This window comes from Variovorax sp. FG153, from assembly GCF_057809595.1.
Window position 1 is genome coordinate 1 of record NZ_JBMDKG010000026.1, and the last position, 13,737, is coordinate 13,737.

Below are 13,737 nucleotides of genomic sequence, written 5' to 3' on the forward strand. Positions count from 1 at the left end.
TGGCGAAGCAAAAGAAAGTGACTCGCCCGCCGGGGCGAGACCCGGCCAACAGCCTAAGCAAGGCAAACACATCAACCCCCAACCCCCAACCCCTCGAACTTCAAAGCCAGGAAATCAACCAAAGCCCGAACCCGAGCCGCAACAAACCGCCCACTGGGCAACAACGCATGCAACGGATAAGGCTCCGTCTCCCAATCCGTCATCAGATGCACCAGCCGCCCCGCCTCGATATCGCCACGCACATCGAGCGCCGACTTCAACGTCACCCCATACCCCGCCACCGCCCATTCGCGCGCCAGCGAAGCATCGTCCACGCTGCGGTTCCCATCGACCCGCACCTCCGTCCACTGCCCGTTCTGCGCAAATCGCCAGACCCGATGCAGCCGCCCTCCGCGGTTAAAGATCAGGCAGTTGTGATGCACCAGGTCCTGCGGCACCTTCGGCGCCGGATGCCGCCGCAGGTAGTCGGGCGAGGCGGTCAACAAGGGGTTGGTCATCGCGAACGGCCGCGCCACCAGCCGCGAATCGGCCAGCGCGCCGTAACGCAGCGCCACGTCGACCTCGTCGCGCATCACGTCCAGCGGCCGGTCGCCCACCGACAGCGACAGCTGCACCCCCGTGTGCAGCGCGAGGAACTCGTCGAACCAGGGCAAGAGGGTGCTGCGCGTGAGGTCCGAGGGCGCGGCCACGCGCAAGGTGCCGACCAGCTCGCCGCGGTCGGCCGTGACCAGCGATTCGCCCTCGGCCAGCAGCTCGAAGGCGCGCACCGCGTAGTCGAGCAGGGTCTGGCCCTGCGGCGTGAGGCGCATGGCGCGCGTGGAGCGCTCGAACAGGCGCGCGCCGAGCTGCGTCTCGAGCCGCTTGAGCGTCGCGCTGGCGGCCGCGGGCGTGATGCCCAGCGCGTGGGCCGCGGCCGTCAGCGTGCCGGCGCGCGCGGTCTGCACCAGCACCCGCAGGTCCGAGGTATTTTCAATCTTCATTTGAAAGTGTTGCTCGTCTAGCCAGACTTATCAAATCAGGATTGTCGCCCTACATTCGATCCATCTCCAGATTCGCCACAAAGGAACCGCCATGAAAGCCGTCGGCTACTACCAGCCCCTTCCCATCGACAACCCCGAGGCGCTGCAGGACATCGAGCTGCCCGCGCCCCAGCCCGGCGCGCGCGACCTGCTGGTGCGCGTGAAGGCGGTGTCGGTCAATCCGGTCGACACCAAGGTGCGCAGGAACGCCGCGCCCGAGGCCGGCCAGGCCAAGGTGCTGGGCTGGGACGCGGTCGGCACGGTCGAGGCCATCGGCGCGGGCGTGAAAGGCTTCAAGGTCGGCGACCGCGTCTACTACGCGGGATCGATCGTGCGCCCCGGCGCCAATTCGGAACTGCACGCGGTCGACGAGCGCATCGCCGCGATCGCGCCGGGCACGCTCGACGATGCCCAGGCCGCCGCGCTGCCGCTGACCACCATCACCGCCTACGAGCTGCTGTTCGACCGCCTGCGCGTGCCCAAGGGCGGCGGCGCGGGACAGACCCTGCTGATCACCGGCGGCGCCGGCGGCGTGGGCTCGATCCTGATCCAGCTCGCGCGCCAGCTCACGCAGCTGCGCGTGGTCGCCACCGCCTCGCGCGCCGAGACCCGCGCCTGGTGCCTGGAACTGGGCGCGCACCTCGTCATCGACCATTCGAAACCGCTCGCGGCCGAGCTCAAGGCCGCCGGCATCGCCGAGGTCGACATGGTCGCGAGCCTCACGCAGACCGAGCAGCACTACGCGCAGATCATCGAGAGCCTCAAGCCCCAGGGCCAGCTCGCGGTGATCGACGACATGAAGGTGCTCGACGCGATGCCGCTGAAGACCAAGAGCCTGTCGCTGCACTGGGAAATGATGTTCGCGCGCTCGCGCTTCGAGACGACCGACATCGCCGAACAGGGCGCGCTGCTGGCCGAGGTGGCCGCGCTGGTCGACGCCGGCCGCGTGCGCACCACCGCGAACGCGAGCTTCGGCACCATCAACGCCGCCAACCTGCGCCGCGCCCATGCGCTGATCGAAAGCGGCAAGGCGCAGGGCAAGGTGGTGCTCGCCGGGTTCTGAACGAAGCTCAGCGCCTCCAGCGCAGGCTGCGCACCCGCTCGCGCTGTTCTTCCTCGTGGAAGTGCGCGAGCGAGGGCTTGATGAGGTCGCTGCGCGCCACGATGCCGACCAGCAGGCGCGAATCGGCATCGCGCACCACCGGCAGCCGCTCGAGCCCGTGGCGCGCGAGCCGCGTGGCGACCGCGCGGCAGTTCTCACCGGGCAGCGCGACCACCGGCGGCGTGCCGGCCACGGCATCGCCGACGGTGCCGTTGCTCCAGGCGGCGAGCACGGCGCGGTCGGCCACGCCGATCAGCTCGCGCCCGCGCAGCACCGGGAACGCGCGGTGCGCCTGGTCTTCGCCGAAGTACATGGCCAGCGCCTCGGCCACCGGCAGGGCGGCGTCGATGGTGCGCACCTCGCGCGTCATCACCTCTTCCACGAACTGGCGCTCGAGCGGATCGATGCCGTACTCGCGGTAGATGTGATGGCCGCGGCGTGCGATCTTCTCGGTGAGGATCGAACGCCGCATGGTGAGCACGGTGAAGCCGTAGGCGGTGGCCGAGGTGGCGAGCAGCGGCAGCAGCGCATTGCTGTCGTGCGTGAGCCCGAAGGCGAACACGGTGGCCATCAGCGGCGCGCGCATGGTGCCGCCGAGCGTGGCGGCCATGCAGACCAGCGGCCACAGCATCGGGTCTCCACCCGGCAGCACGTGCGAGAGCACCGCGCCGAGCGCCGCGCCCATCATCAGGAGCGGCGCCAGCACGCCGCCCGAGGTGCCCGAGCCGAGCGCGATCACCCAGATGATCGCCTTGACCGCGATCAGCGCCAGCACCGCCTGCCAGGCCAGTTGGTTGTGCAGCAGGTCGCCGATCACGTCGTAGCCCACGCCGAACGCGCGCGGCTCGAAATAACCGCCGATGCCCACCGCGAGGCCGCCGAGCGCCGGCCACCACATCCAGTGCAGCGGCAGCTTGCCGAACAGGTCCTCGACCTTGTAGAGCGACAGCGAGAGGCTGGCCGAGAGCGCGCCGCACAGCAGTCCGGCCACCACGCACGACAGCAGCGCGAGCGGGCCAGGCACCGCGGTCTGCAGCGGGAACAGCGGCCCGGCCTCCATCAGCAGCGGCCGCGTGAAGCCCGCGACCGCGCAGGCGATCGCCACCGGCAGCAGGCTGCGCGGGCGCAGCTCGAACAGCAGCAACTCGACCGCCAGCAGCACCGCGGCCACCGGCGTGCCGAACACCGCCGTCATGCCCGCGGTGGCGCCGGCCACCAGCAGCGCCTTGCGCTCGGCCGCCGACAGGTGGAAGTGCTGCGCGATCAGGGAGCCGATGGCGCCGCCGGTCATGATGATCGGCCCCTCGGCGCCGAAGGGCCCGCCGCTTCCGATCGCGATGCCCGAGGACAGCGGCTTGAGCACCGCCACCTTCGGCGACATCTTGCTGCGGCCGAACAGGATCGCCTCGATGGCCTCGGGAATGCCGTGGCCGCGGATCTTCTCGGAGCCGTAGCGCGCGATCAGCCCGATCACCAGCCCGCCGAGCACCGGCACCGCGATCACCCAGGCACCCATCGTGTGGCCGGCCGGCGAGCGGTCGGCCAGCGAGAAGTCCTGGAAGAAGAACAGGTTGGTGAAGAATCGGATCAGGTCGAGCAGCACGCGCGCGGCCCCGGTGCTCGCGGCGCCGATGACGGCCGCCAGGGTGGCGATGCGCAGCAGGCGCGCATCGAGCGCGAAGTCGCCGCGGCGATGGGTGGAAGTGGACATGGAGGGGCCGGAAGCCGGTGGCGCGAAAGCGCGCAAATATATCACCTCATGACATAAATGGGCGATCGGCGCTGCCGTCTGTCTGCGCCAGAATCGCCCGATGGACCGCACGCTCATCGAACCCGAAACGCCCCGCCTTCGACTGCGCCAGTGGCGCGAGAGCGACCTCGCGCCCTTCGCCGCGCTGGTCGCCGATCCAAAGGTGATGGAGTTCTTTCCCGCCACGCTGTCGCGCGCGGAGAGCGACGCGCTGGTCGCGCGCTTCGTCGAACGCATCGCGCAGAACGGCTGGGGTTTCTGGGCCGCCGAGCACAAGGAGTCCGGCGAGCTGATCGGCTTCACCGGCCTCAATGCGCCGGCCTATGCCCTGCCCTTCTCGCCCTGCGTGGAGATCGGCTGGCGGCTCGCGCGCCAATGGTGGGGCCAGGGCCTCGCGAGCGAGGCGGCGCGCGCCTCGTTGGCCGTGGGCTTCGAGCGGCTCGGGCTGGACGAGATCGTGTCCTTCACCGCGCTGCCCAACCGGCGCTCGAGCGCGGTGATGCAGCGCCTGGGCATGCGCGAGGACCCGGCCGGCGAATTCGACCACCCGCTGCTGGCCGAGGGCCATCCGCTGCGCCGCCATTGCCTCTACCGGCTCGACCGCGCGGCCTGGCAGGCGCAACAAGGCGCCTGAAATCAGAAGGCCTTCACCAGCAGCACCAGCCCCGAGACGATCGCGAACACCTGCACGAAGATGCGCAGCAGCCGCCCGTTCACGCGGCGATGCACGAGGCGGCTGAGCACCGCGCCCACGACCAGCGCCGGCAGCAGCAGCGCCGCGGCCTGCAGCTGCGGCAGGCCGACGCGGCCGGTGGCCAGCAGCACGGCCAGCGAGACCAGCTCGCCGAGCAGGAAGCACAGCGCGATGGTCGAGCGCATGGTGGGCGCCGGCTGGTGCTGGTAGACCAGCGCCAGCGGCGGGCCGCCGATGCCGGTGGCGGTCTCGGTGATGCCCGTGACCAGCCCGGCGCCGACGAAGGCGCCGCGTCCCGGCGAGAAGGCCGGCATCAGCAGGGTGACCAGCGCGGCCGCGACGGTCGAGGCGCCGACGAACAGCGAGAGCTGGCCCGCGCTCAGCGCCGCCAGCACCCACAGGCCGCCCGCGGTGCCCGCGACGCGCCCGCCGGTGATCCAGCGCGCGCCGGTGCCGTCGATGGCGCCGCGCTCGCGCCAGGCCACGTAGAGGTTCAGCGGCAGCATCAGCACCAGCACGCACACCGGCAGCAGCTCGGGGCGCACGAGGCCGATCACCGGCGCGGCGATGAGCGCGAAGCCGACGCCGGTCGCGCCCTGCACGAAGGCGGCGACCAGCACGGCCAGCGACATCAGCACGAGGTGCTGCGCGCTCATCGGGCGACCTGCCGCCGGTGCTCGGCGGCCGTGGGATGCAGCCGCACGATCGGCGCGCGCGCGATCGCGGCCTGGGCGGTGCGCGCGAGCTGCCGTTGCAGCGCGCGCGCGTCCCAGTCGGTGGGCCAGCCCTTCCACAGCCGCAGCCGGCCGTCGACGAACACCGCCTCGATCTGGTCGCGGTTGCCCAGGCGCACCAGGTCCCAGGTCAGGTCGACCGAGGTGCACATCTCGGGCGTGTCGACGTCCACGAGCAGGAAGTCGGCGGCCTTGCCCACGGCGATCTCGCCGGTGCGCGCGCCCAGGCCCGCGGCGCGCGCGCCCTCGTGCGTCGCATGGTCGAACCAGGTCCAGCCGCCGCCACTGGAGGCATCGCCCACGGCCAGGCCGAAGGCGATCTTCTGCGCCGCCTCGGCCGCATCCATCAGGCGAAAGCCGTCGCTGCGCGTGGCATCGGTGCCCAGGCCGAAGCGGATGCCGAGCGCGGCCATGAGATGGGCCGGCGCCACCGCGTTGCCCTTCCACTGGCTCGCGACCGGGTTGTAGCTGACGGCGGTGTCGGTGTCGCGCAGCAGCACGAGCTCCGGCGGCGTCACCAGCGTGCCGTGCGCGATCAGCACCTGCGGGCCGAGCGCGCCCAGGTGCGCGAGCAGTTCCAGCGGGCGCCGGCCGCGCGCGACCACCGAGCGCTCGACCGAGGCCAGGTGCTCGTTGACGTGGGTCTGGAACACGGTGCCGGCCTCGGCGCACAGCGCGGAAACGCTCGTCAGCATCTCGTCGGAGGCCGCTTCGGGCACCGAGATCGCGAGCGAGGGATGCACCAGCGCATCGCCCTGCCAGCGCGCGAGGAAGCGCTCGGCCTGCGCCTTCAGCGCGCCGCGCTCGGCGGCGCTGCTCTCGTTGCCGCCGTCGTTGCAGATCAGCCCGAGCACGCAGCGCAGGCCGGTCTCGTGCAGCGCGAGCGCCATCGCGCCGATGTCGCCCGGCGCGCGGGTGCCGGCGTCGCACACGGTGGTGAAGCCGCCGCGCAGCGACTCGAGCGCCGCGAGCTTGGTCGCGAGGTAGACGAACTCGTCGTCGAGGCTGGATTCGAGCGGCACCCACACGCGCCGGAAGATCTCGGACGGCTCGCCGTAGGCCAGCGACTTGCCGAAGGACTGCGTGAGGTGATGGTGCGCGTCGATCATGCCGGGCATCAGCAGCCGGCCGGGCAGGCGTTGCGGCACCAGTCGAGGATGGCGCGCGGCCAGCAGCTCGGCGGGGCCGATGTCGGCGAAGCGGCCGTCGGCGATGTGCACGGCGTGGCCGGTGGCCGGGCCGTCGCGCAGCATCAGGTGGTCGGGCACGAGCAGCAGCTCGGGGGCCGCGAAGGGCGCGGCCTCGTGGTCAGGGGACATGTCTGGATCCGGGAGAGAAGAAGAAGGAAAGGAAAAGCTCACTGCGGCGGCACCGCCGACGGCAGGGGCGCCGCGCGTTCGGCCGGTGGCCGGTTGAACAGCAGGTTGAGCACCACCGCGGTGATCGAGCCCATCGCGAGGCCGTTGCCCAGCACCAGCTGCAGGGTGTCGGGAAAGCGGCTGTAGAGCCCCGGCACCAGGATCGGCAGCAGGCCCATGGTCAGCGCGCCCGCCAGCACGAACATGTTGCCGCGCTCGTGCAGGTCGGTGCGGCGCAGCATGTCGATGCCCATGGTGCCGATGATCGCGAACACCACCATCGCGGTGCCGCCCACCACGGCGGCCGGGATCGCGCTCGCGAGCCGGCCCAGCGGCGCCGACAGCGCGATCAGCACCAGGATCGCGCCGGCCATCGCTGTCACGTAGCGCGAGCGCACGTTGGTGGCGCGCACGATGCCGATGTTCTCGCCGCTGGTGATGATCATCGAGGTGCCGAACAGGCCGCCGAGCAGCGACACCAGGGCGTCGCCGCGCACGGTGCGCGGCACCGCGTCGCGCGGGTCGATGGGCCGGCCCACCACCTCGGCCACGGCCACCGTCTGGCCGGTGGCCTCGACCATCGAGATCACGCTGAAGATCAACAACGGCACCGCGGCCACGAGGTCGAAATGCGGCAGGCCGAAGGGCAACAGGGTCGGGCTGCTCCACACCGGGCCGGCGGCCACGGGCGAGAAGTCCATCAGCCCGAAGGCGGCCGCCAAGAGCGTGCCGGCCAAGAGGCCCAGCAGCACCGCGAGCTGGCCCAGCATGCCCTTGAACAGGCGCGCGAACAGCACCGTGAAGCCGATGGTGGCGAGCGCCAGGCCGATGTTCACCGGGTCGCCGAAGGTGGGCGTGCCGGCCTTGCCGGCGATGATGCCGCCGTAGACCTTGACCAGGTTGATCGACACCAGCAGCAGCAGCGTGCCGATGACGATCTTCGGGAAGAAGCGCAGGCAGCGCGCGAACACCGGCAGGATCAGGAAATAGAACAGCGCCGTGAGGATCACCGCGCCCGAGGCGGTCTGCAGGTCGCGCTGCTGGGCGATGGTCACGAACATCACGATCGGCGCGCCGCCCGGCACCATCACGAAGGGCAGCCGCGCGCCGAACTTCCAGGGCCCGAAGGACTGCAGCAGGGTGCCCAGCCCGCACAGCAGGAAGGTGGCGCTGATCAGGTTGACCGTTAGCGCGGCCGACAGGCCCAGCGCCTTGGCCACCAGGAACACCGAGGTGATCGGCACCGCGGCCATCACCAGCACATGCTGCAGGCCGAACAGCAGCAATTGGGAAAAGGGCAGCACGGCATCGACGGGCGCTGGCTCGTTCGCACGGGACATGATCGTTTTTCCTTGGATCGGTCCGCGCCCAAATCGATTTGGGCGCACTGGCAAAAAAATCCGCCGCAGCGGGTGAAGTACATTCCGGGCAGGCGCCCAAAACGATTTGGGAATTGAAGCACCGCTTTCGTGGAAGGTCAATACGGGATGAACACCGAGCGAGCGCCACGGGCGAACATCAAGGACGTGGCGCGCGAGGCCGGCGTGTCGCCGACCACCGTGTCGCACGCCCTCAACGCGCGCGGGCAGGTCGATGCCGAGACCCGCGCGCGCGTCGAGCGCGCGGCCGCCAGGCTCGGCTACCGGCCGAACCGCAATGCGCAGCGGCTGCGCACCGGGCAGGCGCACATGATCGCCCTGCTGTCCTCGATGCCGCTGGCGGTGGCGGGCGGGCCCTCGCGGCTGGGCTTCCTGATGGAGGTGGCGGCGGTGGCCGCGGCGGCGGCGCTCGACCGCGGGCTCGCGCTGGTGCTGGCGCCCGCGATGGAGAACGGCCTGGTGCCGATGGAGCTGCTCGACGTCGACGGCGCGCTGGTCATCGAGCCCTCGGCCGGCGACCCCAACCTCGCGAACCTGCTGCGCCGCGGCCTGCCGGTGGTGGCCATCGGCAAGCCGGCCGAGGGACCGGTGATGCCGCCCTACGTCGACATCCATTCGGGCCGCACCACGCGGCTGCTGCTCGAGCACCTGCACGGCCAGGGCGCGCGCCAGGTCGCGATGATCCTGGGCGCGGCGCAGCGCAACTCCTACCTCGAGGCGCGCACGGCCTATGAAGAAGCGATGGTCGCGCGCGGCCAGCCGCCGCTGCTGTCGCTGGTCGAGGAGGTGCGCGGCGAGGCCGGCGGCCACGAGGCGGCGCGGGCGCTGCTCGCGGCCCATCCCGGCATCGACGCCTTCTGCGTGCCGGTCGATGCCTTCGCCACCGGCGCGCTGGCCGCGATCGTGCAGAGCGGGCGCCGCGTGCCCGACGACGTGATGGTCGCGACCCGCTACGACGGCCTGCGCGCGCGCACCAGCGTGCCGCCGCTCACCGCGGTCGACCTGCACCTGGAGGAGGTGGCGCAGCAGGCGATCGCGCTGCTGTTCGACCACCTGCGCGGCGACGTCTCGCGGCATCGGGTCGAGGGCCCGGCCGCGCAACTGGTGGCGCGGCCCTCGTCGGTGCGCGGCGGCTGAGCGTCCTTAGTTCTGCTTCGCGCGCGATACCCTCCACACGACGTTGCCCACGTCGTCGGCCACCAGCAGCGCGCCGCTCTTGTCGAGCGCCACGCCCACCGGCCGGCCCTGGGCCTTCTCCTGGGCATCGAGGAAGCCCGTGAGCACGTCGACCGGCGGGCCGCTGGGCTTGCCGCCGATGAAGGGCACGAACACCACCTTGTAGCCCGACTTGGGCTTGCGGTTCCACGAGCCGTGCTCGCCGATGAAGACACCGCTGGCGAACTGCTCGGGCATGCCGCCCGGGCGCGAGAACGCCAGGCCCAGCGGCGCGACGTGCGAGCCCAGCGCATAGTCGGGCGCGATCGACTTGGCCACCATCTCGGGGTTCTGCGGCTGCACGCGCACGTCGACCACGCCGCCGTAGTAGCTCCAGGGCCAGCCGTAGAAGGCGCCGTCCTTCACCGAGGTCAGATAGTCGGGCACGAGGTCGCTGCCGATCTCGTCGCGCTCGTTGACCACGGTCCACAGCGCCTGCGTGTCGGGGTCCCAGCCCAGGCCGTTGGGGTTGCGCAGGCCGCTCGCGAACAGGCGCTTCTCGCCGCTCTTCGTGTCGACCTCCCAGATGGCGGCGCGGCCCTCCTCGGCGGCCAGGCCGTTCTCGCCGATGTTGCTGTTCGAGCCCACGGTCACGTAGAGCTTGCTGCCGTCGGCGTTGGCGATCACGTTCTTGGTCCAGTGGTGGTTGATGCCCGCGGGCAGCGCGGTCACCACGGTGGGCTTGGCATCGATCGAGGTCTGGCCCTCGGTGTAGGGCACCTTCACGAGCGCGTCGGCGTTGGCGATGAAGAGCTCGTTGCCCACCAGCGCCATGCCGTAGGGCGAGGTGAGGTTGGAGAGGAACACCTGCTTGACCTCGGCCGCGCCGTCGCCGTCGGCATCGCGCAGCAGGGTGATGCGGTTGGCGCTGGGCACGCCGGCGCCGGCGCGCGCCATCAGCTTGTTCATCACGAAGTTGCGCGCCTTGGCCATCAGGCCGCTGCCGCCGTCGGTCGTGCCCTCGGGCTTGGGCGGCTTGTTGCTCTCGGCCACCAGCACGTCGCCGTTGGGCAGGGTGTAGACCCAGCGCGGATGGTCGAGCCCGCGCGCCAGCGCCGCCACCTTGAGGCCGTCGGCCGGCGTCGGCGCGGCGGTGTCGTTCCAGCCGACCACGGGCGCGACGTTGACGGTGGGGATCAGGGTCTTGTTGGGCTCGACCAGCTGCGGCCGCGGGCCGGTGGTCAGTTCGGGCGTGAGCTTGGCCGCCTCGCCGCAGCCCGCCAGCACCAGAGGGACCAGGACCGCCGCCAGCAGGGCCGCGGCCGTCTTGGGGGTGGGTGCTTGCTGCCGTGTCTTCATGCGCCATCCTTCATGCGTTGCGGCGCGGCCGGACGCCGCGCGTCGGGCGATCTTCGAGCGGGCGGCAGCCCGGGGGCTGTCGGTCGTGGGCGCTTTCCGGCGTGGGCGCACCCCGTTCGCGCATCGCCGCTACCATCGCCGGGATGACCCACGACCTGTTCCGCGCCGACGCCTATCTGCGCTCCTGCGAAGCGCGCGTCGAGCGCATCGACGAGGCCGGCATCGTGCTGGACCGCACCGTGTTCTACCCGCTGGGCGGCGGACAGGCCGGAGACAGCGGCGTGCTGGCGCTGGCCGGCGGCGGCGGGATCGCGATCGCCGACACGCGCAAGGGCAAGGACGCCGAGGGCCGCGCCACCGACGAGATCGTGCACGTGCCCGCGCCGGGCCAGGAGGCCCTGCTGGCCGCGCTGAAGCCCGGCGACAGCGTCACCGCGACCATCGACTGGGAGCGCCGCCACCGGCTGATGCGCTTCCACACCGCCACCCACCTGCTCTGCTACCTGGTGCCGCAGCCGGTCAACGGCTGCTCGATCACGCCCGACTACGCGCGGCTCGACTTCCACATGACCGACCCGCTCGACAAGGAAGCGCTGACCCACGGCCTCGCGGCGCTGGTGGGCGCGGCCCATCCGCTGACCGTGGGCGCCATCACCGACGCCGAGCTCGACGCCAACCCGGCGCTGGTCAAGAGCATGAGCGTGCAGCCGCCGCGCGGCACGGGCACGGTGCGCACCATCCGCATCGGCGGCGAGGGCGAGGCCCAGATCGACTTCCAGCCCTGCGGCGGCACGCACGTGGCCAACACCGCCGAGATCGGCGCCGTGGTGGTCACCAAGATCGAGAAGAAGAGCGCCAACAGCCGGCGCGTGGTGCTGGGCTGGGCCGCGGCCTGAGGCCGGCCCGGAACTTCGCCTCCCCTGAACGCTCCGACTGACGGCATGACCTTCCCGCGCCTTCGATTCGCTACGCTCCTGATAGCAGCATCCGCAGCCTGGATGCCGGCTCTGGCCCAATTGACTCCAGCGAAGACGAGCGCGGTCGTGACCACGCCGCATGTGCGCGCCGAACTGGTGGCGCACGCGCCCGATGGCGTGACGCCCGGCGCGCCGGTCTGGGTCGGCCTGCAGATCGCGCACCAGCCCGAGTGGCACACCTACTGGAAGAACGCCGGCGACTCCGGCCTGCCCACCGAGCTGAGCTGGACGCTGCCGCCCGGCGTGGCCGCCGGCGACATCGCCTGGCCGGTGCCGAAGAAGATCCCGGTCGGCAACCTCGCCAACTACGGCTACGAGAACACGGTGCTGCTGCCGGTGCCGCTCGAGGTGGCGAGCACCTTCAAGCCGCCGCTGGCCCTCACGGGCGCGGGCGGGCCGGCCGAACTCCAGGTGCGGCTCAAGGCCTCGTGGCTGGTCTGCCGCAAGGAATGCATTCCCGAGGAAGGCGAGTTCTCGCTGGCGCTGCCTGTGCAAGGCTCGACCGCGCTGCACAAGGCCGAGTTCGACGCCGCCCAGGCCGCCCAGCCGGCACAGCTCGCCGCGCCGGGCGCGATCGAGGTGCAGGGCAACAACCTGCAGGTGCGCCTCGAGGGCCTGCCGGCGGCCGCCCAGGGAAAGACGCTGGCCTTCTTCCCCGAGACCCCCGAGGTGATCCGCACCGCGGCCGTCTCCGGCAAGGACTGGACCCAATCCTGGCAGGGCGGCACCTGGACCGCCACGCTGCCGCTGGCCGACCAGCGCAGCGCGAGCCCCACGGCGATGCCGGTGGTGGTGGCGCTGGCCGAGGCCGACCGCCAGCCCGGCCAGCCGATCGCCTGGCGCGCCGAACCGCCCGTGAGCGGCAGCTGGCCCGCGGCGGCCGCCGCGCCCGCGGCCCAGGTCTCGCCCGCGCTGCAGGCGGCGCTGGCGGCCAACGCGGCCGATGCCGTCAAGACCGCCGCGGCCTCGAACGAGATCGCGCCCCAGCCCATGGGCACGCTGCTGGCCGCGCTGCTCGGCGCCTTCCTCGGCGGCCTGCTTCTCAACCTCATGCCCTGCGTGTTTCCGATCCTCGCGATCAAGGTGCTGGGCTTCGCTCGCCAGGCCGGCAACCGCAGCGCGCACCGGCAGGCCGGGCTGGCCTACACGGCCGGCGTGATGCTGTCCTTCCTCGCGCTCGGCGGCGCCATGCTCGCGCTGCGCGCGGCCGGCGCCGGCCTGGGCTGGGGCTTCCAGCTCCAGTCGCCCGCGGTGGTGGCGGTGCTGGCCGCGCTGTTCACGCTGATCGGCCTGAACCTGGTGGGCGTGTTCGAGTTCATGCGCACCGTGCCCTCGTCGGTGTGCAGCGCGCAGGCCAAGCACCCGATCGCCAACGACTTCCTCTCGGGCGTGCTCGCGGTGGTCATCGCCTCGCCCTGCACCGCGCCGTTCATGGGCGCCTCGCTGGGCTTCGCGATCGGCCTGCCGGCCGGCCAGGCGCTGCTGCTGTTCGCCGCGCTGGGCTTCGGCCTCGCGCTGCCCTACCTGGTGGCGGGCTTCGTGCCGGCCATCGCCTGGCTGCTGCCCAAGCCCGGCCCCTGGATGAGCACGCTGCGCAAGCTGCTGGCCTTCCCGATGTTCGCCACCGTCGCCTGGCTGGTCTGGGTGCTGGGCCAGCAGACCGGCATCGACGGCGCCGGCACCCTGCTGGCGCTGCTGGTGTGCCTGTCGGCGATCGTCTGGGCGCTCACGCTGCGCGGCCGCTCGCGGCTGGTGATCGCCACCGTGCTGATCGGCTTCACCGCGGTGCTCACCAGCGCCATCGGCCGCAACGTGCTGACCACCGTCGAGCCCGCGAAGCTCGCGAGCGCCGCGGGCTCGAAGGAAGCGCGCTGGCAGCCCTGGTCGGCCGAGCGCGTGGCCGAGCTGGCCGGCGACGGCCGCCCGGTGTTCATCGATTTCACCGCCGCCTGGTGCGTGACCTGCCAATACAACAAGAAGACCACGCTGTCCGACACCGAGCTGCTGGCCGCCTTCGACGCCAAGAAGGTCGCGATGCTGCGCGCCGACTGGACCCGCCGCGACCCCGCGATCACCGCCGCGCTGACCGCGCTCGGCCGCAGCGGCGTGCCGGTCTACGTGCTGCAGGCCCCGGGCAAGCCGCCCGTGGTGCTGACCGAGATCCTGGGCAAGGACGAGGTCCGCGCGGCCCTCGCCGCGCTTTGACCACG

11 protein-coding genes are annotated in these 13,737 nt (G+C 71.8%); 5 read left to right on the forward strand and 6 right to left on the reverse strand.

The features are described from left to right. Positions 1-71 precede the first annotated feature (71 nt). Positions 72-980, reverse strand: coding sequence for a LysR family transcriptional regulator (locus ACODT0_RS24935; RefSeq protein ID WP_261216365.1), 909 nt, complete (start codon positions 978-980; stop codon positions 72-74). A gap of 91 nt (positions 981-1,071) precedes the next feature. Between ACODT0_RS24935 and ACODT0_RS24940 the strand changes: the two genes are divergently transcribed. Further along, positions 1,072-2,082, forward strand: a complete 1,011-nt coding sequence (locus tag ACODT0_RS24940) for a zinc-binding alcohol dehydrogenase family protein (protein ID WP_261216366.1) — start codon at positions 1,072-1,074, stop codon at positions 2,080-2,082. A 7-nt stretch (positions 2,083-2,089) separates the two neighbouring features. On the opposite strand, the gene ACODT0_RS24945 is transcribed toward ACODT0_RS24940, so the two are convergent. Then, positions 2,090-3,832: a chloride channel protein gene (locus ACODT0_RS24945; RefSeq protein WP_489042559.1), complete on the reverse strand. Its 1,743-nt coding sequence runs from the start codon at positions 3,830-3,832 to the stop codon at positions 2,090-2,092. A 100-nt stretch (positions 3,833-3,932) separates the two neighbouring features. On the opposite strand from ACODT0_RS24945, the gene ACODT0_RS24950 reads away from it, so the two are divergent. Further along, positions 3,933-4,505 (forward strand): GNAT family N-acetyltransferase, encoded by a 573-nt coding sequence (locus ACODT0_RS24950; RefSeq protein ID WP_489042560.1) that lies wholly within the window; start codon positions 3,933-3,935, stop codon positions 4,503-4,505. Positions 4,506-4,507: 2 nt separating this feature from the next. On the opposite strand, the gene ACODT0_RS24955 is transcribed toward ACODT0_RS24950, so the two are convergent. Genes ACODT0_RS24955 through ACODT0_RS24965 form a run of 3 tightly spaced genes read right to left on the reverse strand, consistent with a single transcriptional unit; the run spans position 4,508 to position 7,997 of the window. Continuing rightward, positions 4,508-5,221, reverse strand: a complete 714-nt coding sequence (locus ACODT0_RS24955) for a sulfite exporter TauE/SafE family protein (protein ID WP_057599064.1) — start codon at positions 5,219-5,221, stop codon at positions 4,508-4,510. Beyond that, on the reverse strand, positions 5,218-6,618 hold the full coding sequence (locus ACODT0_RS24960; protein ID WP_489042561.1) for an amidohydrolase family protein: 1,401 nt from the start codon (positions 6,616-6,618) through the stop codon (positions 5,218-5,220). Before ACODT0_RS24960 ends, ACODT0_RS24955 begins: the two co-directional genes overlap by 4 nt. Before the next feature lie 38 nt (positions 6,619-6,656). Further along, a complete protein-coding gene (locus tag ACODT0_RS24965; RefSeq protein ID WP_057593194.1) occupies positions 6,657-7,997 on the reverse strand; it encodes a uracil-xanthine permease family protein in 1,341 nt (446 codons plus the stop codon). 147 nt (positions 7,998-8,144) lie between these two features. On the opposite strand from ACODT0_RS24965, the gene ACODT0_RS24970 reads away from it, so the two are divergent. Beyond that, positions 8,145-9,173: a substrate-binding domain-containing protein gene (locus ACODT0_RS24970; RefSeq protein WP_489042562.1), complete on the forward strand. Its 1,029-nt coding sequence runs from the start codon at positions 8,145-8,147 to the stop codon at positions 9,171-9,173. Between the two features lie 6 nt (positions 9,174-9,179). On the opposite strand, the gene ACODT0_RS24975 is transcribed toward ACODT0_RS24970, so the two are convergent. After that, the gene (locus ACODT0_RS24975) at positions 9,180-10,550 is read right to left on the reverse strand and encodes a PQQ-dependent sugar dehydrogenase (RefSeq protein ID WP_489042563.1); all 1,371 of its coding nucleotides are present in this window, start codon (positions 10,548-10,550) and stop codon (positions 9,180-9,182) included. A gap of 143 nt (positions 10,551-10,693) precedes the next feature. Between ACODT0_RS24975 and ACODT0_RS24980 the strand changes: the two genes are divergently transcribed. Together ACODT0_RS24980 and ACODT0_RS24985 are read left to right on the forward strand one after the other, a co-directional pair. Then, complete coding sequence (locus tag ACODT0_RS24980; RefSeq protein ID WP_489042564.1) at positions 10,694-11,446, forward strand: alanyl-tRNA editing protein; 753 nt, start codon at positions 10,694-10,696, stop codon at positions 11,444-11,446. A 45-nt stretch (positions 11,447-11,491) separates the two neighbouring features. Then, positions 11,492-13,732, forward strand: a complete 2,241-nt coding sequence (locus ACODT0_RS24985) for a protein-disulfide reductase DsbD family protein (RefSeq protein WP_489042565.1) — start codon at positions 11,492-11,494, stop codon at positions 13,730-13,732. The last annotated feature ends 5 nt before the right edge of the window (positions 13,733-13,737 follow it).

Bases quoted from the DNA above. Each gene is read 5' to 3' on its own strand.
- ACODT0_RS24960 (WP_489042561.1), bottom strand. From the start codon at position 6,618: ATGTCCCCTGACCACGAGGCCGCGCCCTTCGCGGCCCCCGAGCTGCTG.
- ACODT0_RS24950 (WP_489042560.1), top strand. From the start codon at position 3,933: ATGGACCGCACGCTCATCGAACCCGAAACGCCCCGCCTTCGACTGCGC.
- ACODT0_RS24975 (WP_489042563.1), bottom strand. From the start codon at position 10,550: ATGAAGACACGGCAGCAAGCACCCACCCCCAAGACGGCCGCGGCCCTG.
- ACODT0_RS24970 (WP_489042562.1), top strand. From the start codon at position 8,145: ATGAACACCGAGCGAGCGCCACGGGCGAACATCAAGGACGTGGCGCGC.
- ACODT0_RS24985 (WP_489042565.1), top strand. From the start codon at position 11,492: ATGACCTTCCCGCGCCTTCGATTCGCTACGCTCCTGATAGCAGCATCC.
- ACODT0_RS24980 (WP_489042564.1), top strand. From the start codon at position 10,694: ATGACCCACGACCTGTTCCGCGCCGACGCCTATCTGCGCTCCTGCGAA.
- ACODT0_RS24955 (WP_057599064.1), bottom strand. From the start codon at position 5,221: ATGAGCGCGCAGCACCTCGTGCTGATGTCGCTGGCCGTGCTGGTCGCC.
- ACODT0_RS24940 (WP_261216366.1), top strand. From the start codon at position 1,072: ATGAAAGCCGTCGGCTACTACCAGCCCCTTCCCATCGACAACCCCGAG.
- ACODT0_RS24935 (WP_261216365.1), bottom strand. From the start codon at position 980: ATGAAGATTGAAAATACCTCGGACCTGCGGGTGCTGGTGCAGACCGCG.
- ACODT0_RS24965 (WP_057593194.1), bottom strand. From the start codon at position 7,997: ATGTCCCGTGCGAACGAGCCAGCGCCCGTCGATGCCGTGCTGCCCTTT.
- ACODT0_RS24945 (WP_489042559.1), bottom strand. From the start codon at position 3,832: ATGTCCACTTCCACCCATCGCCGCGGCGACTTCGCGCTCGATGCGCGC.